This window comes from Nocardia sp. NPDC052566, assembly GCF_044547285.1.
In the GTDB taxonomy this organism is placed as follows: domain Bacteria; phylum Actinomycetota; class Actinomycetes; order Mycobacteriales; family Mycobacteriaceae; genus Nocardia.
This window is the reverse complement of record NZ_JBIUAF010000007.1, coordinates 143,502-168,190: the sequence shown is the minus strand read 5'-3', so window position 1 is coordinate 168,190 and position 24,689 is coordinate 143,502. Positions and strand designations below refer to the sequence as shown.

The following is a 24,689-nucleotide window of genomic DNA, read 5'->3' as shown; positions in this document are numbered from 1 at the left end:
CAGCCCTTCCCACTGGAGCGGGAAGGGCTGCCTTGTTACAACCGGGCTCAGAACTCCCAGTCTGCGTCTTCGGTGTTGACGGCCTTGCCGATCACGTAGCTGGAACCCGAGCCGGAGAAGAAGTCGTGGTTCTCGTCGGCGTTCGGCGACAGCGCCGACAGGATGGCCGGGTTGACGTCGGTCTCGTCCTTCGGGAACAGGCCTTCGTAGCCGAGGTTCATCAGCGCCTTGTTGGCGTTGTAGCGGAGGAACTTCTTGACATCCTCGGTGAGGCCGACCTCGTCGTAGAGGTCCTGGGTGTATTCGACCTCGTTGTCGTAGAGCTCGAAGAGCAGCTCGAAGGTGTAGTTCTTCAGCTCGTCGCGCTCGGCCTGGGAGACCAGCTCCAGGCCCTTCTGGTACTTGTAGCCGATGTAGTAGCCGTGCACCGCCTCGTCACGGATGATCAGCCGGATCATGTCCGCGGTGTTGGTGAGCTTGGCCCGCGAGGACCAATGCATCGGCAGGTAGAAGCCGGAGTAGAACAGGAAGCTCTCCAGCAGCGTCGAGGCCACCTTGCGCTTGAGCGGATCGTCGCCGTTGTAGTACTCGAGCACGATCTCGGCCTTGCGCTGCAGGTTCCGATTCTCCTCGGACCAGCGGAACGCCTCGTCGATCTCCTTGGTGGAGCACAGCGTGGAGAAGATGGAGCTATAGCTCTTGGCGTGCACCGACTCCATGAACGCGATGTTGGTGAGCACCGCCTCCTCGTGCGGGGTCAGCGCGTCCGGGATCAGGCTCACCGCGCCGACCGTGCCCTGGATGGTGTCCAGCAGGGTGAGGCCGGTGAAGACCCGCATGGTCAGCTGCTTCTCATCGGCGGTGAGGGTGTTCCACGACGGAATGTCGTTGGACACCGGAACCTTCTCGGGCAGCCAGAAGTTGCCGGTCAGCCGATCCCAGACCTCGGCATCCTTCTCGTCGGGCACCCGATTCCAATTGATGGCCGACACCCGATCGATCAGTCTCATCCTGCCTCCACGCCCTTTCCCGAGCACGCTACCGTCACGGAATTACTCCCCTGGAACACTACTCCTAGTGGGTGACAAGTCCGTGCCGCACAACACCTTGTGTCGCGGCGGCGCCTATCACCACGGGCACGATACGCCGGGAGCACCGCCTGCGGCCCCTATTGTGCGGCACGCGCGCCCACGCGGGCACATCGGTCCGCGCCGACCCCTGCCGGTCGCCGGTCGTTTGCCCGCGATCGGCCGCGGCAACGGCGCGCCGCGTGCACCACGAACAGCGCACGCCCCAACCGATTTGCCGCCGTCCGGCGCGAAACGCGTTGTCGGACACGATTCGCGTGGAATCGGACGCCCGCCGGATTTTCGTCGCCGATGTCACACCCGATCCGTACGATCGGTGCCATCGTGCGACACACGTCTCCAGGGGGCCTCACCGGATGTCCGCACCAACCGATCCTGAAATGAACGATGCGCTCGGCCGATTGGCGCGAATCCCGAGTGGGCGCCGCAGCAAGTGGGTCGTGCTCGGCGTCTGGCTGATCGCGTTGCTCGCGCTCGGCGCGTTCGCCGGGAAACTGAGTGGCGCGCAGAAAAACGACAGTGTGACGTGGCTACCGGACAGCGCCGAATCCACCCAGGCCTACCGGCTGGCGGACAAGTTCGGCACCAGCGACGAGGTACCGGTGGTGCTGGTGTACGAGCGCACCAGCGGCATCACCGAGGCGGATCGGCGGGCCATCGGCGCCGATGCCGCGCGGATCAGGCAGGTCGAGCACGTGGTCACCGACAAGGTGCTCGGCCCGATCCCGTCCAGGGACGGCCAGGCCGTGGAGATCCTGGTGCCCATCAAGATCGGCACGGCGGGCTGGAACGAGCTGACGGACTACGTGCGCGGCGTCACCGACGCGACCACCGATCACCCCGACGGACTCGCGCTGTACGCCACCGGCCCGGCCGGATTCGCGGCGGAGTTCGGCAAGGCGTTCAAGGGAATCGAAGGCCTGCTGCTGTATGCCGCGGGCGCGATCGTGATCGTCATCCTGTTGATCACCTACGGGCCGATGCTGTGGACGCTGCCGCTGCTGACCGCGGTGGTAGCGCTGGCGATCTCGATGAGCGCGGTCTACGGCGCGACCAAGCTCGGGCTCACGGTCAACGCGCAGAGCCAAGGCATTCTCACCGTGCTGGTCTTCGGCGCGGGCACCGACTACGCGCTCTTGCTGGTGGCCCGCTACCGCGAGGAGTTGCGCCGCCACGCCGACAAGCACGAGGCGATGGCGGTCGCGCTGCACCGGGCCGGGCCCGCGGTGCTGGCCAGCGGCAGCACGGTGATCGTCGCGATGCTGGCTCTGCTTGTCGCGGAACTGAATTCGACCAAGGGCATCGGGCCGGTCTGCGCCATCGGCATCGCCATCGCGCTGGCCGCGATGCTCACCCTGCTGCCCGCGCTGCTGGTGATCGCGGGCCGGTGGATCTTCTGGCCGCGCCATCCCAGGCTCGGCACCGTCGACCAGACCGAATCCGGCGTCTGGGCGCGCGCGGGCCTGTTCATCTCGCGGCGTCCGCGCACGGTGTGGATCGTCACCGCGCTGCTGCTGTTCGGCCTGGCCTATGGTGTCGTCGGCCTGCGGGCCAACGGCATCGAGAACAAGAACGCCTTCGTCGGCGACTCCGCCGCGGTCACCGGAACCTCGGTGCTGGAACGGCATTTCGACGCGGGCACCGGGCAGCCGGTGGTGGTGATCGCGCCGTCCGCGCGCATCGCCGCGGTCGCCTCGGCCGTCGGCTCGACGAAGGGCATCACGGCCCCGACCGCGCCGGTGGTCAGGGGCGAATGGGCCTATCTGGAGGGCACCCTGTCGGACCCGCCGGACAGCCGCGCCGCCGACGCGACGATCGAGCGGGTGCGCGCCGCCGTGCACGCGGTGGCTCCCGACGCCAAGGTCGGCGGGCAGACCGCGGTGCTGCTCGACATCAAACATGCGGTGTCGCACGACAATCGGATCATCGTGCCGCTGGTGCTGGCCATCGTGATGATCATCCTGATGCTGCTGCTCCGCTCGCTGCTCGCGCCGGTGCTGCTCACCGCGACCGTGGTGCTGTCGTATTTCGCCGCACTCGGATTGAGCCGCTGGATCTTCGATCTGGCCGGATTCGTCGGCATCGACGCGGGACTTCCGCTGCTGTCCTTCGTCTTCCTGGTCGCACTCGGCATCGACTACAACATCTTCCTGATGTCGCGGGTGCACGAGGAGGCGAAGAAACACGGGACGCGCGCGGGCTCGATCATCGGGCTCGCCGCGACCGGCGGCGTGATCACCTCGGCGGGCCTGGTGCTCGCGGGCACCTTCGGGGTCTTCACCACGCTGCCCGTGGTGACCTTCGCCGAGATCGGCGTGGTGATCGCGGTCGGCGTGCTGCTCGATACCGTGGTGGTCCGCTCGATCCTGGTCACCTCGCTGACCCTGGACATCGGCGACCGCATCTGGTGGCCGAGCGCGCTGTCCCGGGGCTCCGCACGACCGGAACCGGAGGTCAGCCTGACCAAGTGACCCGCCAGGCAGCCCGCAGCCTGCGCCGATTTCGCGCACCCACCCGCTACGTTGTGGCCGTTCGGTTGTTACCACGCGTTTCGGAAGGAGTGTGTGTTCATGACCAGTCCCGGCCCGACCAGACAAGGCCCGGCGCTCAACGATATGACGATCTTCGCGGGCGTGCTGATCCTCATCACCGGGATACTGCACCTGCTGACGGCCATCGCCGCCATCGCGGGGCGCGATATCTTCGTGGTCACCGAGGACCAGGTGTTCCTCGTCGACGTCACCGCATGGGGATGGATCCACCTGGTGATCGCGATCCTCGTCGTGATCGCCGGCGTCGGCGTCGTCACCGGCAAGACCTGGGGCTACGTGATGGGCATCGTGATGGCCGCCATCAGCATCCTGGACAACTTCCTGTTCGCCCCGATCTACCCGTTCTGGGCCCTCGTCATGATCGCCATCGACATCCTGGTGATCTGGGCGCTGGCCCGCCAGCTCGCCGCCGAATAGCAACGGGCACAGCGGTGTTCGGCCCCACGGGACCGGATACCGCTGTGCGGGATCAGATGCCGAGGACCAGCTTGGCGGTGGTGAAGTAGATGACCAGCCCGGTGGCGTCGACCAGGGTGGTCACCATCGGGGCCGAGACGACCGCGGGATCGATGCGCAGCTTCTTGGCCAGCAGCGGCATGGTGCCGCCGATGGTGGCGGCCCAGCCGCAGATGATCACCAGTGTGATGCCGACGACGACGGCCACCTTGGTCTCGACGAAGAACGAGCCGATCACCACGCCCGCCGCGGCGAGCATGGCGCCGAGCACCAGCCCGACCCGGCATTCGCGCCAGATCACCTTGAACAGGTCGGAGACCCGCACCTCGCCGACGGCCAGCGCACGCACGCACGCGGTCGCCGCCTGCGCGCCCGCGTTGCCGCCCGCGCCGATGAGCAGCGGAATGAACAGCGCCAGATGCGCGGCCTGCTGCAGCGTCCCCTCGAAGAAGTCGGTGACGCTGACCGTGAGGGTCGCCGCGAACAGCAGAAGCAGCAGCCACAGCGCGCGATAGCGGGCGAGCTGAAAAACCTTGGCCGCCATGTAGTGCCCCTCCCACGGGGCCGAACCTGCTTGGCGCGCAACGTCTTCGCTGTCAGCCGCCTCGATGACCTCCACCGCGTCGTCGATGGTGAGCAGCCCGACGAGCCGGTCCTCGCTGTCCACCACCGGCAGGTTGATGTCGTTGGTGGAGCGCATGAGCCGCGCCGACTTCTCCGCCGAATCGGTGGCGCGCGCGAACGCGGGCTCGGTGACCACCAGCTCGGACACCATCGTCTCCGGCCCGCTCAGCACCAGCTCACGCAGTTCGACGACGCCGATCAGCCGCCTGCCCGCGTCGACGACGGGCAGCGTGTACACGGTTTCGGCATTGCCGCCCTTGGCCCGCACCGTGGCGAGCGCCTCGGCGACGGTGAGGTTGCGCGGCAGCGCGACGACCTCGGGGGTCATGTACTGGCCCGCCGAACCCTCCGGGTAGCCGAGCAGCGCGGCGGTCATCCGCCGTTCCCGCGGGCTCAGCCCGGCGAGCACCTTCTTGGCGACCTTGGCGGGCGCTTCACGCAGCATGCGCGCGCGATCGTCGGGATCCATACCCTCGACCAGGTCGCGGAAACTCTGATCGCGCAGCCCGGCCAGGATCTGCTGCTGGTCGACCGGTTCGAGTTCCTCGAACACGGCGAGCGCGCGATCCTTGTCGAGCAGCCGGAAGGCCATGCCCGCCTGGACGGCGTCCATCCTGGCGAGTTGATCGGCGATCATGTGCGGCTGGTGGTTGTCGAGCCAGTCGAGTGCGGCGTCGACATGGTGGCCGTCGCAGAAATCCTGGAGGGATTCCGACAGCGGACGTACTTCGGTGAGTTCGATCTGCGGCATGGGGGGTCCTCGGCACAGCGGGAGTGGCACAAGAAAACGTGTGATGCACACCGCGAGGCGCCGGCCAGGCATTCGCCGACAACCCAGGATTACGAGAACTACCTAGGCGAGCGGATGGGCGGCGCCGCGCGGCGTTCGACTGGGAGGTTCGCCGCGCATCGCAGCACCTCCTTCTGTGTCATCGCCACGGATCGTTCGCGTCCGCACCGTCTACCGAAATCGTTGATTGAACGCACAAGCGTCCCTGTGCAGGATACATGGCTCGGGCGGCCGATTCACCTCGCGAGGGTGACCGCGACGGCGGGCTCGACGTCGAGCCAGGTCGGCACGTGTTCGACCCAGTCCGGAATCGGGTCGGCCTGCACGCCGAACAGATAGCGGTGCGGCACCAGATCGCGCAGCGCCTCGTGCACCTCGATTCGGTCGTCGATCATGTGCGTGATGCCGAGTTCGGCGCAGTGCAGTGCCTTGTCCGCGCGTTCGCGGCAGAATCGCACGTTGCCACGCAGTAGCCCGGTCCGGTCGTAGAACTCGTGGTGGTCGAGCCACTGCAGCGTCCGCCGCTCGACCCGCGGCCCGCATTTGGAGATCACCCATGCGCGCCCTTCGAAGCGCTCGACCAGCCGGGGCAGTACCTCGAAAGCATTGGGGCTCGGCGGTGTTCGCAACGCCGCGTCGAGACCACCGGAGAGAAATACGGTGTCGGCGTCGCCGACCCGAAGGGCCGCCCCCTGAATCACCCGGCCGAAATCGATGCCGAGCCTAGGTTGTGTTTCTTCATTCATCGACCTCGAGCATGACCCGCTCCGGCCGCTCACGCCAGCTATTTCGATCTCGAAAAATTCAGCAACTCACTGGCTAACTTGCGAGTATCATGGGGCTGCATGCCGTGCCAGGTAGCCGGCCTCGCGGCCGGATCCGATCCCTACTCGATGATCAGGCGGTCCGGATGGTTGCACACCAACACCCGATGAGCACGCTGTTCGCGGCGCTCCAGCTCCCGCGTCACCCCGAGGGGGCGGCGGAGGACCGAGTCGGCGCCTACGCGCCCGACTCCGACCCCGACGACGATCTCTCCTACCTCGTGGTGACACCAGAACCGTTGCGCGGGAACACGATCCACATCGAACCCTGAGCCGACCGGCCGAAGTACCGGCGGATCGATAGCGCGCGATAATCCCCTCGCGCCATGGCCGATATCGCCCACGCAATCAGTAGCTGTGCGTTAGCCTTTGGCATGACCAAAGTACTGGCCTTCACCTCACCGGCTAAAGGGCATCTCTACCCGATCGCACCGGTCCTGGCTGAGCTGGTATCGCGCGGACACGACGTCACCGTGGTGACCCTGCCGGACAGCGACGAAGCGCTGAATCCCCTCGGCATCAAGGTGGTCGACCTGCCGCCCGCACTCGCGCACGACAACCTGAAGGATTGGAAATCCAAGTCGCGGATCGCGGCGCTGCGTGCCGCGCTGCGCACGCTCACCGCGCGCATTCCCGAGGAGATCGAAGCGGTGCGCGCCGCGATCCTCGCCGAGCGGCCCGAGGCGCTGCTCATCGATGTCACCACGCCCGGCGCCCAGATCTACGCGGCTGCCAGTGGTTTGCCGTGGGCCTCGTGGTCGCCGATCGTGCTCCCCATCCCCTCGCGTGCCGTGCCGCCGTTCGGCCCCGGGCTGTTTCCGAGGTCTGGCCCGCTCGGCCGACTACGCGACGGCTCGGTGCGATGGGTGTTGCACCGCATGTGGGACGAGGTGCTGCCGCAGCTCAACCACATGCGCCAGTACTACGGGCTCGAACCGCTCGCGCACACCGTCGACTACCTGCGGCAGGCGCCGCTGATGCTCAACTTCACCGCACCACCGTTCGACGATCCGCGCACCGACTGGCCCGCCTCGGTGCGGCAGATCGGGCCGGGACTGTGGGCGCCCTCGGCGCAACGCCCGGCCTGGCTCGACGCGATCGACAAACCGCTCGCCGTGGTCACCTGCTCGACCGACTTCCAGGACGACGGCAGGCTGGCCCAGGTCGCGATGGACGCGCTGGCGGGCAGCGGCCTGTTCACCGTGGTCACCTCCGGCGCCATCGAACCCGAATTCTTCGCCGCGCCACCGAATGCCCGCGTCGAATCGTTCCTGCCGCACCACCTGCTGCTCGATCGCGCGGCCGTGGTGGTCACCCACGGCGGCATGGGCGTCACCCAAAAGGCTTTGGCCGCGGGCATTCCGGTGTGCGTCGTACCGTTCGGGCGCGATCAGGCCGAGGTGGCGAGGCGGGTGGTGAGCAATGCGGCGGGCACCTGGGTGTCACGGAAACGGTTGAGTGTCGCGAGCCTGCGCGCGGGTATCGACGAGGCCATGACCTGCCGGGCGGGCGCGGCACGGGTCGCGGCCGGATTCGCCGCGGCGGGCGGCACCGAGCGCGGCGCGGACCTGCTGGAGCAGCACTACGCGCCCGCGGTGGCGGCCAGGCGCAGCAAGTCCGGATCCATTCCGATCTACACCCCGCCGAGCCGAACCCAGCCGGGCATTCGCCCCGCCGACAACGCGCCGGTCATCGAACCGGACCGTCCCGAACCGCTGGCCGGCCCGGCGCGTGCCGACCAGGCCCACGGCGGCGACAGCACCGATCGGGGACGCTGACCGAGTTCCGGCGCATCGAGCGCGGAACTGTTGCCGCACCGCCGAGAACCCGGAACAGTGGACGCTGGACAGGAATTGAGACAGACGAAGGAGAGTTCTGTGCGCTTCGGCATCTTCATCCCCCAGGGTTGGCGGCTCGACCTGGTCGGCATCGACCCCGCGGCGCAGTGGGGAGTGATGCGGGATCTCGCCCAGCGTGCCGACGCGGGGAGCACCTGGGATTCGCTGTGGGTGTACGACCATTTCCACACCGTCCCGGTGCCGAGCGAGGAGGCGACGCACGAGGCGTGGACGCTGATGTCGGCCTTCGCCGCGTCCACCTCGCGCATCCGGCTCGGGCAGATGTGTACCGCGATGAGCTATCGCAACCCGGCCTACCTGGCCAAGGTGGCGGCGACGGTGGACCTGATCTCGGACGGCCGCGTCGAGATGGGCATCGGCGGCGGCTGGTACGAACACGAATGGCGTGCCTACGGTTACGGCTTCCCCTCCGCGGGTGACCGGCTCGGCCGCCTCGACGAGGGCGTGCAGATCTTCCGCCAGGCCTGGGATACCGGCACCGCGACCCTCGACGGTAAGCACTACCAGGTCAACGGCGCGATCGTGCGGCCGCTTCCGTTGCAGGAGGGCGGGATTCCGCTGTGGATCGCCGGCGGCGGCGAGAAGGTGACGCTGCGGATCGCGGCGAAGTACGCGCAGTACACCAACTTCAGCGGTGATCCCGAAGGCTTCACCCACAAATCCGACATCCTGCGCGCCCACTGCGCCGACGTCGGCACCGATTTCGACGCGATCACCCGTTCGTCGAACTTCAACGTGGCCATCGGCGCGACGGAAGCCGAGGTGGAGGAACGCCTTCGCGCCCTGGAGGCCAGGCTGATCCCGTTCGTCGGCGCCGAGGGCGCCGCCAACTACATCAAGGATCTGTACCGCGGCACCGCCGCCGTCGGCACCCCCGAGCAGATCATCGAAAACCTCTCGAAGGTCCGCGATCTCGGCCTCGGCTACGCCATCTTCAACTTCGCCGAAGCCGCCTACGACACCTCGGGCATCGACCTCTTCGAACGCGAGGTGGCCCCGGCGCTGCGCTGAGCGTCCAGCAGGATCCGCGGCCGCCTACACCGGTGGCCGCGGCTCGGCGCTCTCCCCCAGCGAGCCCGCCGGGGCAATCCAGCGAGTCGGCTGACCGGTGATCTTGGCGATGGCATCGAAATCGCCGTCGTAGTGCAGCACCGTCAGCTTCGCGAGCTCCGCGGTCGCTGCCACCAGCAGATCCGCCAGTCCGGCACTGCGCAAACACCCCGTCCTCGCCAAGTCGTACTGGACTTCCCGTACCCGGTCCCAGACGTCCTCCGGCATGGGCGTCCACGGACAGATATCGGCGAGGTCATCCCGGTTCTGCTCGTAATCGTCCAAAGACCTTGCGGAGTAGAGGAATTCGGCTTCGGTGGCCGGACAGATGTGCACCAGTCCTGCCTGCAGGGTGGCCGCCCACACCGAGGCGACCGCCGGGTGCCCGACCCGGACCAGGGCGCTCGTATCGATGAGATACCGCTCTAGCGCCACGCCTCGGCCTTGCGTCCTGGCGCGATCACATCGTCGTATTCGCCGGCGCGTGATCGCGCCAACATCCGCTCCAGCGCGGCCGCTCGCCTACGTTGCGCGATGACTTCGTGCAATGCCGCGTTGACGGTGTCCTTCTTGGTGTCCGTCCCGAGCAGACTGCTCACCTTCGCGAGCGCGTCATCATCCACATCGATCATCGTGCGCGACATTCAACCCCTCCTCGATATGCCGATCAAGCCATCATCAAGCATACAAGCGCCAGCATTCGTATGCCTACAATGATTCATCGATACACCCCCATGAAAAAGGGGTCTCCGATTCGGAGACCCCTTTGCGGCGTCGCGCCTACAGCATGCAGCTGACGCAGCCCTCGACTTCGGTTCCCTCCAGGGCCATTTGGCGCAGGCGGATGTAGTAGAGGGTTTTGATGCCCTTGCGCCAGGCGTAGATCTGGGCGCGGTTGAGGTCGCGAGTGGTCGCGGTGTCCTTGAAGAAGAGGGTCAGCGACAGGCCCTGATCCACGTGCTGGGTGGCCGCGGCATAGGTGTCGATGATCTTCTCGTAGCCGATTTCGTAGGCGTCCTCGTAGAACTCGAGGTTGTCGTTGTCCATGTAGGGCGCCGGGTAGTAGACGCGCCCGATCTTGCCTTCCTTGCGGATCTCGATCTTCGACGCCACCGGGTGGATCGAGCTGGTGGAGTGGTTGATGTAGGAGATCGAACCGGTCGGCGGCACCGCCTGCAGGTTCTGGTTGTAGATGCCGTACTCCATGACCGAGGCCTTCAGCTCACGCCAATCGTCCTGGGTCGGGATGTGCACGCCCGAGTCGGCGAACAGCTGACGCACCCGGTCGGTCTTCGGCTCCCACACCTGCTCGGTGTACTTGTCGAAGTACTCACCGCTGGCGTACTTCGATTCCGGGAACCCGCCGAAGTAGGCGCCGCGCTCCTTGGCGATCAGGTTCGACGCCCGGATCGCATGGTAGACAACGGTGTAGAAGTAGATGTTGGTGAAGTCGATGCCCTCGTCGGAGCCGTAGCGCACGTGCTCACGGGCCAGGTACCCGTGCAGGTTCATCTGCCCGAGGCCGATCGCGTGGGACTGGTTGTTGCCCTGTTCGATCGAGGGCACCGAGTAGATGTGCGTCTGATCCGACACCGCGGTCAGCGCGCGAATGGCCACCTCGATGGTGCGCGCGAAGTCCGGCGAGTCCATCGTCTTGGCGATGTTCAGCGAACCGAGGTTGCACGAGATGTCCTTGCCCACCTTGGCGTAGGACAGATCGTCGTTGAACAGCGACGGCGTGGAGACCTGCAGGATCTCCGAGCACAGGTTCGAGTGGGTGATCTTGCCCGCGATCGGGTTGGCCCGGTTCACCGTGTCCTCGAACATGATGTAGGGGTAACCGGATTCGAACTGCAGCTCGGCGATGGTCTGGAAGAACTCGCGCGCCTTGATCTTCGACTTGCGGATCCGCTTGTCGTCGACCATCTCGTAGTACTTCTCGGTGACATCGATATCGGCGAACGGCTTGCCGTAGATGCGCTCCACGTCGTACGGCGAGAACAGGTACATGTCCTCGTTCTTCTTCGCCAGCTCGAAGGTGATGTCCGGGATGACGACGCCGAGCGAGAGCGTCTTGATGCGGATCTTCTCGTCCGCGTTCTCCCGCTTGGTGTCGAGGAACCGGTAGATGTCCGGGTGGTGCGCGTGCAGGTACACCGCGCCGGCGCCCTGACGCGCACCGAGCTGGTTGGCGTAGGAGAACGAGTCCTCCAGCAGCTTCATGATCGGGATGACACCCGAGCTCTGGTTCTCGATCTTCTTGATCGGCGCGCCGTGCTCGCGAATGTTGCTGAGCAGCAACGCGACTCCGCCGCCGCGCTTGGACAGCTGCAGCGCGGAGTTGATGGAGCGCCCGATGGACTCCATGTTGTCCTCGATGCGCAGCAGGAAGCAGGACACCGGCTCGCCGCGCTGCTTCTTGCCCGAGTTGAGGAAGGTCGGGGTGGCGGGCTGGAAGCGGCCGTCGATGATCTCGTCGACCAGCTTGCTCGCGAGCACCTCGTCACCGGCGGCCAGGGTGAGCGCGACCATACAGACCCGGTCCTCGAACCGCTCCAGGTAGCGCTTGCCGTCGAAGGTCTTCAGCGTGTACGAGGTGTAGTACTTGAACGCGCCGAGAAACGTGGGGAACCGGAACTTGTGCGCGTAGGCCTGCTGGAACAGCCGCTTGATGTATTCGCGGCTGTACTGCTCCAGAACCTCTGCCTCGTAATAGTTCTCCTTGACCAGATAATCCAGCTTCTCGTCCAGGTTGTGGAAGAAGACGGTGTTCTGGTTGACGTGCTGCAGGAAGTACTGGTGCGCGGCCTCGCGGTCCTTGTCGAACTGGATCTCGCCGTTCGGGCCGTACAGGTTCAGCATCGCGTTGAGGGCGTGGTAGTCGAGTACCTCGCCCGGCTGGACCGCGGGACGCTCTACGCGAGCTGTCTTGCCGGCCGGTGCTGTCGTTGTTGTTGCCAAAACAATCCCAATCCCTCTCGGACGCGCTCGACGTCCTCGGCGGTTCCCATGAGTTCGAAGCGATACAGGTACGGCACCCCGCATTTGCGCGAGATGACTTCCCCTGCAAAGCAATACGTATCGCCGAAGTTCGTGTTGCCCGCCGCGACGACACCGCGCAGCAGCGCGCGGTTGTGCGGATCGTTGAGGAACTTGGCGACCTGCCGAGGTACGAAATCCTTATCGGATCTCGTACCACCCAGAACGTGCCGACCGCCCCCGTAGGTGGGGACGATCAGCACGTAGGGTTCGTCGACGCGCAGCGAATCGGCGGTGTGCAATGGTATGCGAGTCGCGGGGAGGCCCAGCTTCTCGACGAAACGATGAGTGTTCTCCGAGGCACTCGAGAAGTAGACCAGTCCGTTGTCGGACATGGTTCGCTCCCTTCCCCATCGGATGAACCGGCAATAAAAGGAGGCGGTCAGGCCGCCACGGTCGCGAGCGACTTGATGCGGTCGGGCCGGAAGCCGGACCAGTGATCCTCACCGGCGACGACGACCGGAGCCTGCAGGTAGCCGAGCGCCATGACGTAGTCACGCGCCTCGTCGTTCTCGGAGATGTCGATGACCTCGTAATCCACCCCGGCCTTGTCGAGCGCCTTGTAGGTGGCATTGCACTGGACGCAAGCGGGCTTGGTGTACACGGTGATGGTCATTGATGTCCCTCTCTCCTATGCCTAGTCCACAGCCTGTGATCCGTATGCAGTGATGTTTCGATGCATGGTCCGACGTATGCTGCGCAAACTCCTGGATCGGGTCCTGAATCCCCTGCTCGAACCGGTTCTCACCTGGTCGCGCCGCGTGGGGTCTCGTGCCGTCCTCCAGTACCGAAGACACTACACCTAGTGGCCGACAGATTCATCCAACACGACATGTTGCGAGTCACATGGATGAAATTCCTACGCGGTAAGTACCTGGACGCTCGATACGCAACTCGACACAACAGTGGCCTAGATCACAATTTCGTACCGTAGCTGACACTCAGCAAACCTCAGGGGTACGACAAAAAGAGTCGCCCCGCTTCCACTCGGGAAGGGGGCGACCCACAGAACGGACGCACCGCACGATTCAGGCGCTCACGAGTTCGGGACTCGCCGCCTGCACCAGCTCACGCACCGTCGCGGCCAGCTGCGCAAGCGCCTCGGCATCCTCGCGCGGATGCGTCTCGGCGAAGCGCTGATCGAAGGTGCCGAAGTGCAGGTGCGCCGACTCGACGACCTTCGCGCCCGCGACACCGAGCGCCTTGACCGCGTCGCCATGCGCCCACTGCGCCGCGTTGGGGCTGATCGACCCGCTCACCACGGCCACCGGCCGGTCCTTCAGCGCGCCGACACCGTACGGGCGCGAGGCCCAGTCGATGCCGTTCTTCAGCACGGCGGGGAGCGTGCCGTTGTACTCCGGCGTCACCAGCAGCAGACCGTCCGACTCGGTGACGGCGTCGCGCAGCGCCTGAGCCGCGGCGGGCACCAGCCCCGGCGCGTCGATGTCCTGGTTGTAGAAGGGGATATCGCCGAGGCCCTCGAAGAGGGTGATCGTCACGCCCTCCGGCGCGGTCTGCACGGCCGCCTCGGCGAGCTTGCGGTTGAACGAATCGGCACGCAGGCTGCCGACGAGAGCGAGGATGCGGGTCTGAGTCATGGCTGCTCCTGGTGTACTGAATGGGGTGTCCGAACTTTCATCACGACACAACCGGACCACGGTCCGATTACTTCCCCTGGAGAGCGTGTGAGCGCTGTGAGCTACACCACCCCACTGCCTGGCGGCGGCGAGGAGCCGATCCCCGAGCGATCCCTGCTGCCGCGCGGCCGAACGTCGATCGGCCCGCAGTTGATCGACGCGGACGAGCACACCGAACGCGCGGACGCGGCGCGCAACCGGCAGCTGCTGCTCGACGCCGCCCAGCAGCTGGTGCGCGAGCACGGCGTCGACGGGCTCACCATGGACGCACTGGCCAAACGCGCAGGCGTCGGCAAGGGCACGGTGTTCCGGCGCTTCGTCAACCGATCCGGCCTGCTGCACGCGCTGCTGAACCATTCGGAGATGCAGTTCCAGCAGGGCTTCATGTTCGGGCCGCCGCCGCTGGGTCCCGGCGCGCCGGTACTGGACCGGCTCATCGCCTTCGGGCGCATCCGGCTGCTCGATATCGAGATCGAGGGTGAGTTGTATCGGGCCGCCGAGCTCGGTGACGCGGCCGATCGATACGCGGGCAAGCCCTACGGCCTGCTCCGAGCGCACTTGGCGATGCTGCTGCGTGAGGCCCGATGTCCCGGCGAAATAACGCTGCTCGCCGACGGGCTGATGGGCATGCTCAGCGCCGCGCTGGTGATGCATCAGCTGCACGTGCTCGGCTATACCGCCGAGCAGATCGGCGACAACTGGGAAGCGTTCGTCCGGCGCGTTGTCAGCGCGTGAATCGTCAGTAAAGTGAACTGCCATGGGGAACCTGCGCGAACAGATCATCACCGAACTGGGTGTCCAGCCGAGCATCGAACCGAAGACCGAGGTACGGCGCCGGGTCGAGTTCCTCAAGGACTATCTGCGGGCCACTCCCGCAACGGGTTTCGTGCTCGGCATCAGCGGCGGGCAGGACAGCGCGCTGGCCGGGCGGCTGTGCCAGCTGGCCGCGGAGGAGCTGCGCGCGGACGGTACCGACGCCACCTTCGTCGCGGTGCGGCTGCCCTACGGCGTCCAGTCCGATGAGGCCGACGCGCGGATCGCGCTGAAGTTCGTCCAGCCCGACGAGTCGGTGGTGGTGAACGTGCGCCCCGGCGCCAATGCCGTCGCCGCCGAGGTGGCCACCGCGGCGAAGGTGGACAAACTGCGGGACTTCGTGCGCGGCAACATCAAGGCGCGCGAGCGCATGGTGATCCAGTACGCCATCGCGGGCCAGCGCAACCTGCTCGTGGTCGGCACCGACCACGCGGCCGAGGCGGTCACCGGATTCTTCACCAAGTACGGCGACGGCGGTGTCGACCTCACGCCGCTCACCGGGCTCACCAAGCGCCAGGGCGCGGCGCTGCTGCAGGAACTCGGCGCGCCGTCCAGCATCTGGTCCAAGGTGCCCACCGCCGATCTGGAAGACGACCGCCCCGCGCTCCCCGACGAGGAGGCACTCGGCCTGCGCTACACCGAGATCGACGACTACCTCGAGGGCAAGGACGTCACCGACGAGGTGGCGGCGAAGGTCGAGTCGATCTTCCGCAACACCAGGCACAAGCGCGCCGTCCCGGTTACCCCGCTCGACACATGGTGGCGCGCCGAGGGCTAACGCCCCTCGGGCTCGTCGATGAGCCTGCGGTGCAGTTCCTTGGTCATCTGGTGAATGGCCCTGGTCAGCTCGGTGTTGGTCTTCAGCTCCAGCTCCTGCTGGGTGAAATCGTGGTCGGCCTTGAGCTGCTGGAATTCGGCCTGCCGGTTCTGCCCGATCATCACGAAGGTGGACAGGAAGATCGCCTCCAGCGAGACGACCAGGGTCAGCGTCGGCCACGGGCTCGCTTCACCCCAGACCATCCAGACCGCGAACAGCACCGCGTGGATGTAGACGAACTGCATCGACCCGGCGAACTTGGTGATGAGATCGGCGACCCGAAGCTGAATACTGGCCGCCCGCTGCGCCCGCAACTTCAGCACGGCCGGATGCTGCAACACCTTCATCGGATCGGACATAGGCCGGTCGACTCCTCCGGTAGGTCGGCGAAACGCGGTGGCGCGCCGATGCTATCCGGTGGGCTGGGTGGTCGGCGTCATCCGCCCGCGAACGGCGGCAGGACATCGACCTGTTTGCTCAGCGGACTGGCGGGGTCGCGGGTGAGCTCGTCTCCGACGAGGTAGGCGCAGACCGAGAGCATCTTGTCCAGGCCCGGACCGTAGGTGGTGGACAGGGTGCTGCGCAGGTCGGCGACGGTGGCGCCGGCCGGGAGGTCGAATGTCTCCGAGGTCTTGCCGACCGCATCGGCGATCGCGGCGAAGTAACGGATCTCAACCACCGATGGCTCCCATCGTCCGTTCCGGCGGGACGAAACCTTCGGCATCGATACCGTGGCCTGCCCACTTGTTCCACATCGCGCCGCGCCAGATCGCGGCGAGCTCACCGTCGTCCGCGCCGGAGCGCAGCGCCTGGCGCAGATCGTATTCCTCGTCGCTGAACAGGCAGGAGCGCAGCATGCCGTCGGCGGTGAGCCTGGTCCGGTCGCAGGTGTCGCAGAACTTGCGGGTCACCGTCGCGATGATGCCGACGGTGCCCGGCCCCTCGTCGACGAGCCACTTCTCGGCGGGCGCCGACGGGTCGGCGCGGCCGGCGGGGGTGAGGGTGAATCGGGCGCTCAGCACATCCAGCAGATCGGCGGCGGTCACCATATTGGCGCGCGCCCACTCGTGATCGGCGTCGAGCGGCATCTCCTCGATGAACCGCAGCTCGCAGCCCTCGGCCAGGCACCATTGCAGCAGATCCGCGGCGCCGGGCAGGGTTTCGCGCATCAGCACCGCGTTCACCTTCACCGGGGCCAGGCCGACGGCATGCGCGGCACGGATGCCGGCGAGCACCGAATCGAGGCGGTCACGCCGGGTGAGCTTGGCGAAGCCCTGGCGGTCGACGGTATCGAGCGAGACGTTGACCCGGTGCAATCCGGCCGCGGCCAGGCCGCGGGCGCGATGCTCGAGGCCGACGCCGTTGGTGGTCATCGCGAGCGGCGTCTCGGGCACCCTGGCGTGACAGCCCGCGATGATCTGCTCCAGATCGCGGCGCAGCAGCGGTTCGCCGCCGGTGAATCGGACCTCGTGCACGCCGAGCTCGCGCACGGCCAGCTCGACCAGGCGCACGATCTCGTCCGTGGTGAGCAGCTCGTCGCGCGGAATCGGCGGCAGGCCCTCCTCGGGCATGCAGTAGGTACAGCGCAGCGAACACTTCTCGGTGATCGACACCCGCAGATCGCGGGCCGTCCGGCCGAACTTGTCCACCAGATACGGGGTGTCGGGGCGTCCGTCGAGCGAGGGCCGCCTGGACCGTAAGGCGGGGATCCCCATCTCGACCAGCGTCATTTGTCCATTATTACCTTGGTTCGCCGACCTGGGCCGCAGAAGGTTCGCCGGTCGCGGGCCCGCGAATTCGTAGGAACCTACGATCGACGGCCCTTCCACGGCGAACGCTAGGCTGGCCACCATGAATTCTCGGCGCGTCAGCGTCTCGGCCCGATCGGTCGACGAATACCGGGACAGCATCGAGCAGTTGCTGCGCCCGCTCGCGGCGCGCGCCCTCGAATCCGTCCCGGTGCCCGCCGCGCTGGGCAGGCAGCTGGCCGAGGATGTGCACGCGCCCATCGACCTGCCGGTGTTCCGCAATTCCGCGATGGACGGCTACGCGGTGCAGGCCGAGACCGTGGTGGTCGCCCCCGTGACGCTACCGCTCGCCGGGGTGGTCGCCGCGGGCGCGGCGGGCCAGGCGCCGCTGCCGCATGGCGCGGCCATGAAAGTGATGACGGGCGCGCCGATTCCGCCCGGCGCCGACTGCGTTGTTCCGGTGGAGGATGTCGAGACCGACGGCGCGAGCGTGACCGTGCAGCGCGGCCGCACGGCGGGCGAGTTCGTCCGTGAACCCGGCACCGATGTCCGCGCGGGTGAGCTGCTGGTGCCCGCGGGCACCTCGCTCGCGCCGCGGCATATCGCCGCGCTCGCCGCGGTCGGTGTCGCCGAGGTTCCGGTGTTCCTTCCGGTCCGCGCCGCCGTCATCACCACCGGCGACGAGCTCGTCCCCGCGGGCACCGCGTTGCGGCCCGGGCAGATCTACAACTCCAACGGCATTGCGCTAGCCGCGGCGCTGACCGCGAACGGCGTGCGGGTGGTCTCGGTACAGCACAGCACCGACGATCCGGCGCAGTTCCGCCGATTGCTCACCGCCGCAACGAGATCGGCCGATGTGGTGTTCACCTCGGGCGGGGTGTCCAAGGGCGATTTCGAGGTCGTCAAGGACGTATTGCAGCCGCTGGGCGGACAATTCGGCGCGGTCGCGGTGCAACCCGGTGGGCCGCAGGGGCTTACCGTCGTCGACGGTGTCCCGGTATTGAGTTTCCCTGGCAATCCGGTCAGCACCATGGTGTCGTTCGAGATCTTCGCCAGGCCGATCCTGCGCCATCTGGCCGGGCTGGCGCCCGCGCAGAGCTACCAGCTGCCGCTGCTCGATCCGATCCGCTCGCCCGAGGGCAAGCGGCAATTCCTGCGTGGCAGCATCCAGTGGTCGCAGGACCGGCATCCGGCGGCGGTCGCGGTGGTCTCCGGGCCCGGATCCCATTTGATCGCGGGCATGGCATGGGCGGACGTACTCATCGATGTACCAGCGGCGGACACCTCGCTGCCCGTCGGGACGATTGTGCGAGTGTGGTCGCTATGAACGAGTTGTCCCATGTCGACCGGGAGGGTCGCGCGCGCATGGTCGACGTGAGCGCCAAGGCCGACACCACCAGGATCGCCGTCGCCGCCGGGGAGCTGCAGACAACCGCCGAGGTGATCGCCCTGGTCAAGGCCGACGGCATGCCGAAGGCCGATGTGCTGTCCACCGCGCGGATCGCGGGCATCGCCGGGGCGAAGAAGACCTCCGAGCTGATCCCGCTGTGCCATCAGCTCGCGCTGTCCTCGGTGCAGGTCGAGTTCGGTTTCACCGAGACCGGCATCACCGTCGAGGCGACGGCGAAGACCAAGGGCCCCACCGGTGTCGAGATGGAGGCGCTCACCGCCGTCGCGGTGGCCGGGCTGACCCTGCACGACATGGTGAAGGCGGTCGACCCGGGCGCCACCATGAACGGGGTGCGGCTGCTCACCAAAGAGGGTGGGAAACACGGACAGTGGACGCGGCCCGAAACCGACTCGCGCGCAGGCGAATCCATCGCCGATCTGCCCGATACCGACCTGCCCGATACCGATGGCCGCACGGCGGTGGTACTGGTCGCCTCGACCGGGGCCGCCGCGGGCACCAGAACCGACACCACCGGCCCCGTCCTCGCGGAATGGCTCGGCGGACTCGGCTATTCGGTGCGCGGCCCCCTTGTCTACGCGGACGCGGAGATCGCGGCAGGCCTTGCCGACGCCCTGCGCCTTGCCCCCTCGCTGGTGATCAGCACCGGCGGCACCGGCGCCTCGCCCACCGATGCGACCCCCGAAGCGACGCTGGCGGTCCTCGACCGCGAACTGCCCGGCGTCGCCGAGGCGATCCGGCAGCGCGGCACCGCGAAGTTCCCGCTCGCGGCGCTGAGCCGCGGGGTGGCTGGACTGTCCGGCCGATCGGTGATCGTGAACCTGCCCGGCTCCCCCGGCGGTGTCAAGGACGGTATCGCGGTGCTCGAGCCGCTACTCGATCATCTGCTCGCGCAAGTAGCCGGAGGCGGCGACCATGACAACCAGTGAGATAGATCGGGACCTGGTGCGCCTGGCCAGGATCAGCGCCGAGGCGCTCGATCCGGCCGAGGCGGAAGACGCAGTGACCGGGCCGGAGCACGGCGCGGTGGTGGTTTTCACCGGCAAGGTCCGCAATCACGATGGCGGACAGGCGGTTTCCGCGCTGGAGTACTCCGCGCATCCCGACGCCGAGCGGTTCCTGCGCCGCTGCTGCGCCGAAATCTCCCGCGCGAGCGGCCTTCCGGTGGCCTCGGTGCACCGGATCGGCGAGCTCGCCATCGGCGATCTGGCGATCGTCGTCGCGGTGGCCGCACCGCACCGAGCCGAAGCATTCGCCGCCTGTGCGGAATTGGTGGACCGGATCAAGCACGAAGTGCCGATCTGGAAACGCCAGCTCTTCGCGGACGGGCTGTCGGAGTGGGTGAACGCCTGCGGTTGACGCCGGGCCCGAGATAGCCTTCCGCGCAGCGCAATCGGCGGTACGGCGAGGAGGAGGAAGCGTTGGGCACCGACCAGGTTCTGCTGCATCGATTCGTGATCTCCGAGCTGACGGCGGCCGGGCTGGACCGGGACCGCCTGATCAAGGAGACCGGTCTACCCGAATGGACGATGGCGGGCGCGGATCTGCACCTGCCGAGCCACACCTTCTCCCGGCTCTGGGAACTCGGCGCGCACGGCCTCGGCGACGCGAATGTCGCGCTGCGCGTGGCAAGCCGGTTCCGGCTCAGCAGCCTCGGCCTGTACGACTACCTGTTCTCCACCGCGCCGACCCTCGGCGCGGGATTGGCCACCTGCGGGCCGTATGTCACCGCGGTCACCACCAATCACCGCTTCGAGTTCACCGAGCAGGAACAGACGGCGACCATGTCGCTGGAGATGATCGACGGCGAAGGTCAGGGTCGTGACCTGACTCAGCTGTGGGGCATCACGGCCGTGCTCAGCCGGGCCCGGCGCGCCGTGCACGCACCGCTGGTGCCGACCCAGGTGTCCTTCCGCCAGCGCGCACCGCGCGACGTGCGTGCCTTCCACGAGATATTCGGCACCACCGCGATCGAATTCGAGGCCGCGACGGATGCGCTGACGCTGTCCGCCGCGGATATGGAACTGCCGCTGATCACCGCCGATCCGGTGCTCGCCGCGGTGCTGCGGCCGCTGGCCGCGGCACTGCCGCCACCGCCGCCGCTGGCCACGGCCTGGCCGGAGCGGGTGGCCGCCGCGCTGGCCGAGGCATTCGAACAAGGCGAGGTCTCACTGGACCGGGTGGCGCGCAGCCTGGCCACCAGCCCGCGCACGCTGCAGCGCAGGCTGACGGAGGCGGGCACCACCTGGCGGCGCGAGCTGGATCGGGCGCGCAGCGCCCGGCTCACCCAGGCCACCGCGACCGGTCCGCTCAGCCGAGCCAGACAGGCAGAGCTGCTCGGCTACGCCGATGTCGGCTCACTGCGCCGTGCGAGCAGACGCCGGTCGCTCATCATGCCGGGCTCCGATCAGTTCGATTGAGCCGTCGGTTCCCACCGTCACACCTTCAGATGGCACGACGCGATCCGCCAGAAGGTGGCGCGTTCGATCGCGCCGAAATCCCAGCCGTCGGCGATTTCCCTCGATGCCGCGACAATCGCCGCGACATCGAAATCGTCACGGGTCGCGGATCCCTTGGCCTCGAGCGCCGCGATCACGTATTCGGTCGCGCTCTCCCAGCTATCGGACATGGCACTCTCCAATCGGTCGCGATCCTGCGGGCACGTTGCCAGTCTTGCCGCCTGGGCGAATGCTCCGCTAGCGCCGAACGCGCCACTTCGCAGCCGTTCGCGCCAAGATCACGAATGTGGCGTGTAGCGCCAGATACCGAGCATCGCTCGGTCGTCCAAAGGGGCGTCGGCGGTGTGCACGGTGCCGCTCAACCGGTCGAGCGCGGCATCGGTATCCAGCCCGGCGCCGATGAGAACCAGGCTGCTGGTGCGTGATTCGCCGCGGCGCCAGTTGCCGGGCTCGAAGACGATATGCCGCCCGACCATGTGCAGCACGAACTTTCGCCGTTCGTCGGCGACGCCGAAGGCGGCGATGCCCTTGGCGCGGAACAACCCGGGCGGGGGATCCTCCAGGAACCCGATCAGCCTGCGCGGGTCGAGTTCCCTTTCGCTGGTGAAGGACACGCTGGTGTAGTCGTCGTGCAGATGCCGGTGCTCGTGCGCGCCGTCGTGATCGTGGTCGTGGTGATCATGGTCGTCGAGCAGTTCGTCGAAGCTCAATTGCATTGCGACAAGGGGCATCTCGCGCAGTGGCTCATCGAAGAGCAGGCCGGGGTCGAGCCTGCCGTGCGTGGTCGCGTACACCGGCACCTGCCCGATCAGCGCGCCGATCTCCGCGCGCAGCGCGGCAAGCCGCTCGGCGGGCACCCGGTCCGCTTTGTTCACCACCACCAGATCGGCCAGGCGCAGATGGGTGGCCAGCTCGGGATGACGTTCCCGGCTGGCCGGGAACAGCTCGGCGTCGACCACCTCGACCAGCCCGCCGTAGCGGATGCGCGGATTGTCGCTGCCGATCACCATCCTGATCAGGTTGCGCGGCTCGGCGAGGCCGCTGGCCTCGACCACGATGACATCGATGCCGGCGCGCGGCTGAGCCAGCCGGGTGAACAGGTCGTCCAGCTCGCTGACGTCCACCGCGCAGCAGACGCAGCCGTTGCCGAGCGACACCATGGCGTCGACCTGCCCGGCCACCAGCATCGAATCGATGTTGACGGCGCCGAAGTCGTTGACAACCACCCCGATCCGGGTGCCGCGATTGTTGCGGAGCAGATGGTTCAGCAGCGTCGTCTTCCCCGATCCGAGGAAACCGGCCACGATCACCACAGGAATCCGCTCCGCCATTCCGACCACCCTACCGAGGTGCGCGACGGCCCCGCGAACGCCGAACGCCACCTCGAGGTGAGGTGGCGTCCGGCGAACTGCCGAGTTACTTGGCGGGACTGAGCAACCCGCCCGCCAGCGTGTAGGCGAGGTTGAGCAGTGCCGAGGTGGCGACCGTGCTGTCCAGGCCGAGCGAACCGGCCAGCGGCATCAGCAGCTGCAGGATCGTGCCGACCAGGTTGGCCGTCGCGCCGGTGCCCGGCGCGGTGGGTGCGGGCTGGGTGCCCGGCGCGGTCTTCAGCTGCGGCGCGGCGGGCGACTGTGGCGCACCCGGCACGGTCGGCGCGGTCTGCGCCTGCGGTGCGGTCTGCGCCTGCGGCGCTGCCTGAACCTGCGGTGCCGCCGGAGCCGCCTGGATCTGCGGTGCGGCGGGCGCCGCGGCGGGGCGATCGGCGGCCGAGCCGGTCAGCGCGGGCGCACCGGCGGGCGTCGGCGAGCTCAGCAGGAAGCCGACCAGACCGGTGGTGATGGCGATCGCGTGCTTGAGCTGACCTTCTTTGCTCTCCAGCAGCGCCGCGTCGTCGGCATTGCCACCGTTGCCCATCTCGACGAACGCGAGCGGGACCGCGGTGAGCGCGGGACCGGCCACGTCCTTGCGGGTCTGCACACCCTCCTGCACACCGGCGTAGGTCGCGGGCTTGAAGCCGGCCTGCACATACGCGTCGCGCATCGCGGTCACCGCGGCACGGCCCGCGCCGGACTGGATCCGGTCGATGGCGGGGTCGAGGATGGGTAGTTCCGGCTGGATCACATGGAAGCCGCTGAACTGCGCGGGTGCGCTGTCGGCGTGGATGCTCACCGCGACCGCGGCGCCGGACTGGTTCGCGGCGTTCGCCCGGTCATCGATGCAGCCGCCCCAGCCGGTGTCGTCCTGGCGGCTCAGCACCACGCGCGCGCCGAGGCTCTCCAGCGAGGCGCGGACCAGCTGCGCGACATCCCAGTTGATGGTGTGCTCGGGCACGCCGTTGACGGTGGTCATGCCGGTGGTCTGGCAGTCCTTGGTGCCGCCGCGACCGTCGGAGACCTGTTTGGCCAGGCTCTCGGTGTGGCTCGCCCCCTGATGACCGGGATCGAGGAATACTGTCTTGCCCGCGAGCTTGGTGCCCATCTCCGGCGATATGGGCACGGCGAGCGCGGTGACCGGGACCAGCCCGGCCATGACTACCACTACCGCGGCCGTGACGGCGGTGCAGATTCCGGCCTTGATGATGCTTTTCATGTGCGGTCGGCGCCCCTGGAACGGAGCACCCCTCCCTTCCCACTAGTCACATCAAACCCAGTGGTTCACTCTCGCAACATGCGTCACACAGAGCAAGGCTCGTTATCGAAATGTTATCAATGTGGATCAGGCGACAACCGATTTCGCGGGGACATGGGTAACTCGCCGGGTACGCCCGGAACCCGATCGGCCCCCAACCGCAGGCCCGCGACGCGAGTCCACCACCTCCTCACGACCGGCGGAGGTCGCGGAGTGGCGGGGAAGCAGCTGGCGCAGGGAGCGGAGCGCGTAGTGCACTCGCGTCTTCACCGTGCCGACCGGGACGCCGAAGTCGTCGGCAACCTCCTGATAGGCGCGGTCGCGCAGGATCACCTCGACCACCGCCTCGCGCTGCGCGGCGGGCAATACCGACAGCAGCTCGGCCACCAGTAGGCCGTCGACGAGCCCGTCGGAGAAGTCGGGCTGGGCGTAGCGGATATCGCCGAGTTCCTCGATCGCGTCCCAGCCGCTGTCGCCGGGCCTTGCGGCGCGGGCACGCGCGAGATCGATCATGACGTTGCGCTGGATCGCCAGCAGCCAGGTGCGCACCGAGCCCTTGCGCTCGTCGAACTGCGCGCACGCGCGCCACGCGCGCAACAGCGTCTCCTGCACCACATGTTCGGCGAGCCCGGTGTCGCTCAGCGAGCGCATGGCCCGCCAATGCAGCAGTGCCCGATCCTCTTTCAGGACGGTGGACAGACCGGCGTCGGTACACAGTCTCGCGCAGCGGGCGCCACAGGCGGCCGATCCGGATACAGCGGCCTTCGGCGTGGGCCGAACACACTTCATGCCTCGGATATCGCGGGCGATGCGCCGAGTGACAACAGCACACACGATCAATGCGGCGACGTACTGTGCACGTGACCCAAATCTCCCCGTTCCGCCGAATTGACCGGT

Annotated in this window: 27 protein-coding genes; 11 read left to right on the top strand and 16 right to left on the bottom strand. The window is 67.4% G+C overall.

Going from position 1 to position 24,689, the window contains the following annotated elements; genetic code table 11:
- Nucleotides 1-47 precede the first annotated feature (47 nt).
- On the bottom strand, nucleotides 48-1,010 hold the full coding sequence (gene nrdF, locus ACIG5A_RS35460; protein WP_397248335.1) for a class 1b ribonucleoside-diphosphate reductase subunit beta: 963 nt from the start codon (nucleotides 1,008-1,010) through the stop codon (nucleotides 48-50).
- A gap of 458 nt (nucleotides 1,011-1,468) precedes the next feature.
- On the opposite strand from nrdF, the gene ACIG5A_RS35455 reads away from it, so the two are divergent.
- Both ACIG5A_RS35455 and ACIG5A_RS35450 read left to right on the top strand, forming a co-directional pair.
- Entirely contained in the window at nucleotides 1,469-3,559 is a 2,091-nt protein-coding gene (locus tag ACIG5A_RS35455; RefSeq protein ID WP_397248333.1) for an MMPL family transporter, read from the top strand.
- A 99-nt stretch (nucleotides 3,560-3,658) separates the two neighbouring features.
- Nucleotides 3,659-4,057 carry a hypothetical protein gene (locus ACIG5A_RS35450; protein ID WP_397248331.1) on the top strand — a complete coding sequence of 133 codons (399 nt, stop codon included), beginning with the start codon at nucleotides 3,659-3,661 and terminating at the stop codon, nucleotides 4,055-4,057.
- A 52-nt stretch (nucleotides 4,058-4,109) separates the two neighbouring features.
- On the opposite strand, the gene mgtE is transcribed toward ACIG5A_RS35450, so the two are convergent.
- Complete coding sequence (mgtE, locus tag ACIG5A_RS35445; RefSeq protein WP_397248329.1) at nucleotides 4,110-5,471, bottom strand: magnesium transporter; 1,362 nt, start codon at nucleotides 5,469-5,471, stop codon at nucleotides 4,110-4,112.
- 275 nt (nucleotides 5,472-5,746) lie between these two features.
- Complete coding sequence (locus ACIG5A_RS35440; protein WP_397248327.1) at nucleotides 5,747-6,256, bottom strand: hypothetical protein; 510 nt, start codon at nucleotides 6,254-6,256, stop codon at nucleotides 5,747-5,749.
- Between the two features lie 185 nt (nucleotides 6,257-6,441).
- Between ACIG5A_RS35440 and ACIG5A_RS35435 the strand changes: the two genes are divergently transcribed.
- The 3 genes from ACIG5A_RS35435 to ACIG5A_RS35425 all read left to right on the top strand — a co-directional run bounded on the left by ACIG5A_RS35435 (nucleotide 6,442) and on the right by ACIG5A_RS35425 (nucleotide 9,204).
- Nucleotides 6,442-6,606 carry a hypothetical protein gene (locus ACIG5A_RS35435; RefSeq protein ID WP_397248325.1) on the top strand — a complete coding sequence of 55 codons (165 nt, stop codon included), beginning with the start codon at nucleotides 6,442-6,444 and terminating at the stop codon, nucleotides 6,604-6,606.
- Nucleotides 6,607-6,708: 102 nt separating this feature from the next.
- Nucleotides 6,709-8,112 carry a glycosyltransferase gene (locus tag ACIG5A_RS35430; protein ID WP_397248323.1) on the top strand — a complete coding sequence of 468 codons (1,404 nt, stop codon included), beginning with the start codon at nucleotides 6,709-6,711 and terminating at the stop codon, nucleotides 8,110-8,112.
- 99 nt (nucleotides 8,113-8,211) lie between these two features.
- Nucleotides 8,212-9,204: an LLM class F420-dependent oxidoreductase gene (locus ACIG5A_RS35425; protein WP_397248321.1), complete on the top strand. Its 993-nt coding sequence runs from the start codon at nucleotides 8,212-8,214 to the stop codon at nucleotides 9,202-9,204.
- Nucleotides 9,205-9,228: 24 nt separating this feature from the next.
- Here the strand turns inward: ACIG5A_RS35425 and ACIG5A_RS35420 are convergent, their stop codons facing one another.
- From ACIG5A_RS35420 to ACIG5A_RS35395, 6 genes are all read right to left on the bottom strand, one after another.
- Nucleotides 9,229-9,678: a PIN domain nuclease gene (locus ACIG5A_RS35420; protein ID WP_397248319.1), complete on the bottom strand. Its 450-nt coding sequence runs from the start codon at nucleotides 9,676-9,678 to the stop codon at nucleotides 9,229-9,231.
- Nucleotides 9,669-9,887, bottom strand: coding sequence for a type II toxin-antitoxin system VapB family antitoxin (locus ACIG5A_RS35415; RefSeq protein WP_397248317.1), 219 nt, complete (start codon nucleotides 9,885-9,887; stop codon nucleotides 9,669-9,671). The genes ACIG5A_RS35420 and ACIG5A_RS35415 overlap by 10 nt, the downstream gene beginning before the upstream one ends.
- Nucleotides 9,888-10,023: 136 nt before the next feature.
- Nucleotides 10,024-12,105 (bottom strand): class 1b ribonucleoside-diphosphate reductase subunit alpha, encoded by a 2,082-nt coding sequence (gene nrdE / locus ACIG5A_RS35410; protein ID WP_397249411.1) that lies wholly within the window; start codon nucleotides 12,103-12,105, stop codon nucleotides 10,024-10,026.
- Nucleotides 12,106-12,158: 53 nt separating this feature from the next.
- The gene (gene nrdI / locus ACIG5A_RS35405; RefSeq protein ID WP_397248315.1) at nucleotides 12,159-12,617 is read right to left on the bottom strand and encodes a class Ib ribonucleoside-diphosphate reductase assembly flavoprotein NrdI; all 459 of its coding nucleotides are present in this window, start codon (nucleotides 12,615-12,617) and stop codon (nucleotides 12,159-12,161) included.
- Between the two features lie 47 nt (nucleotides 12,618-12,664).
- Nucleotides 12,665-12,898: a redoxin NrdH gene (locus ACIG5A_RS35400; protein WP_040693941.1), complete on the bottom strand. Its 234-nt coding sequence runs from the start codon at nucleotides 12,896-12,898 to the stop codon at nucleotides 12,665-12,667.
- Nucleotides 12,899-13,310: 412 nt separating this feature from the next.
- Nucleotides 13,311-13,880 carry an NAD(P)H-dependent oxidoreductase gene (locus ACIG5A_RS35395; protein ID WP_397248313.1) on the bottom strand — a complete coding sequence of 190 codons (570 nt, stop codon included), beginning with the start codon at nucleotides 13,878-13,880 and terminating at the stop codon, nucleotides 13,311-13,313.
- Nucleotides 13,881-14,036: 156 nt separating this feature from the next.
- Between ACIG5A_RS35395 and ACIG5A_RS35390 the strand changes: the two genes are divergently transcribed.
- Nucleotides 14,037-14,654, top strand: coding sequence for a TetR/AcrR family transcriptional regulator (locus tag ACIG5A_RS35390; RefSeq protein WP_397249409.1), 618 nt, complete (start codon nucleotides 14,037-14,039; stop codon nucleotides 14,652-14,654).
- Between the two features lie 22 nt (nucleotides 14,655-14,676).
- On the top strand, nucleotides 14,677-15,510 hold the full coding sequence (gene nadE / locus ACIG5A_RS35385) for an ammonia-dependent NAD(+) synthetase (protein WP_397248311.1): 834 nt from the start codon (nucleotides 14,677-14,679) through the stop codon (nucleotides 15,508-15,510).
- Here the strand turns inward: nadE and ACIG5A_RS35380 are convergent.
- The 3 genes from ACIG5A_RS35380 to moaA all read right to left on the bottom strand — a co-directional run bounded on the left by ACIG5A_RS35380 (nucleotide 15,507) and on the right by moaA (nucleotide 17,279).
- Nucleotides 15,507-15,908 carry a DUF1003 domain-containing protein gene (locus tag ACIG5A_RS35380; protein ID WP_397248309.1) on the bottom strand — a complete coding sequence of 134 codons (402 nt, stop codon included), beginning with the start codon at nucleotides 15,906-15,908 and terminating at the stop codon, nucleotides 15,507-15,509. The genes nadE and ACIG5A_RS35380 overlap by 4 nt on opposite strands.
- Before the next feature lie 77 nt (nucleotides 15,909-15,985).
- The gene (locus ACIG5A_RS35375; RefSeq protein ID WP_397248307.1) at nucleotides 15,986-16,228 is read right to left on the bottom strand and encodes a MoaD/ThiS family protein; all 243 of its coding nucleotides are present in this window, start codon (nucleotides 16,226-16,228) and stop codon (nucleotides 15,986-15,988) included.
- Nucleotides 16,221-17,279, bottom strand: coding sequence for a GTP 3',8-cyclase MoaA (gene moaA, locus ACIG5A_RS35370; protein ID WP_397248305.1), 1,059 nt, complete (start codon nucleotides 17,277-17,279; stop codon nucleotides 16,221-16,223). The genes ACIG5A_RS35375 and moaA overlap by 8 nt, the downstream gene beginning before the upstream one ends.
- 121 nt (nucleotides 17,280-17,400) lie before the next feature.
- Here moaA and glp point away from each other — a divergent pair, with 121 nt between their 5' ends.
- The 4 genes from glp (at nucleotide 17,401) to ACIG5A_RS35350 (ending at nucleotide 21,125) form a co-directional block, all read left to right on the top strand.
- Nucleotides 17,401-18,624 carry a gephyrin-like molybdotransferase Glp gene (gene glp / locus ACIG5A_RS35365; protein WP_397248303.1) on the top strand — a complete coding sequence of 408 codons (1,224 nt, stop codon included), beginning with the start codon at nucleotides 17,401-17,403 and terminating at the stop codon, nucleotides 18,622-18,624.
- On the top strand, nucleotides 18,621-19,634 hold the full coding sequence (moaCB, locus tag ACIG5A_RS35360; RefSeq protein ID WP_397248301.1) for a bifunctional molybdenum cofactor biosynthesis protein MoaC/MoaB: 1,014 nt from the start codon (nucleotides 18,621-18,623) through the stop codon (nucleotides 19,632-19,634). The genes glp and moaCB overlap by 4 nt, the downstream gene beginning before the upstream one ends.
- Nucleotides 19,621-20,064: a molybdenum cofactor biosynthesis protein MoaE gene (locus tag ACIG5A_RS35355; protein WP_397248299.1), complete on the top strand. Its 444-nt coding sequence runs from the start codon at nucleotides 19,621-19,623 to the stop codon at nucleotides 20,062-20,064. The genes moaCB and ACIG5A_RS35355 overlap by 14 nt, the downstream gene beginning before the upstream one ends.
- A 62-nt stretch (nucleotides 20,065-20,126) precedes the next feature.
- The gene (locus ACIG5A_RS35350; RefSeq protein WP_397248296.1) at nucleotides 20,127-21,125 is read left to right on the top strand and encodes an AraC family transcriptional regulator ligand-binding domain-containing protein; all 999 of its coding nucleotides are present in this window, start codon (nucleotides 20,127-20,129) and stop codon (nucleotides 21,123-21,125) included.
- Nucleotides 21,126-21,142: 17 nt separating this feature from the next.
- Here the strand turns inward: ACIG5A_RS35350 and ACIG5A_RS35345 are convergent, their stop codons facing one another.
- The 4 genes from ACIG5A_RS35345 to ACIG5A_RS35330 form a co-directional block, all read right to left on the bottom strand.
- Complete coding sequence (locus ACIG5A_RS35345) at nucleotides 21,143-21,334, bottom strand: hypothetical protein (protein ID WP_397248293.1); 192 nt, start codon at nucleotides 21,332-21,334, stop codon at nucleotides 21,143-21,145.
- A 108-nt stretch (nucleotides 21,335-21,442) separates the two neighbouring features.
- Nucleotides 21,443-22,495 carry a CobW family GTP-binding protein gene (locus ACIG5A_RS35340; RefSeq protein ID WP_397248291.1) on the bottom strand — a complete coding sequence of 351 codons (1,053 nt, stop codon included), beginning with the start codon at nucleotides 22,493-22,495 and terminating at the stop codon, nucleotides 21,443-21,445.
- 85 nt (nucleotides 22,496-22,580) lie between these two features.
- Nucleotides 22,581-23,753: an N-acetylmuramoyl-L-alanine amidase gene (locus ACIG5A_RS35335; RefSeq protein ID WP_397248289.1), complete on the bottom strand. Its 1,173-nt coding sequence runs from the start codon at nucleotides 23,751-23,753 to the stop codon at nucleotides 22,581-22,583.
- A 126-nt stretch (nucleotides 23,754-23,879) separates the two neighbouring features.
- Nucleotides 23,880-24,581: a sigma-70 family RNA polymerase sigma factor gene (locus ACIG5A_RS35330; RefSeq protein ID WP_397248287.1), complete on the bottom strand. Its 702-nt coding sequence runs from the start codon at nucleotides 24,579-24,581 to the stop codon at nucleotides 23,880-23,882.
- Nucleotides 24,582-24,689 lie beyond the last annotated feature (108 nt).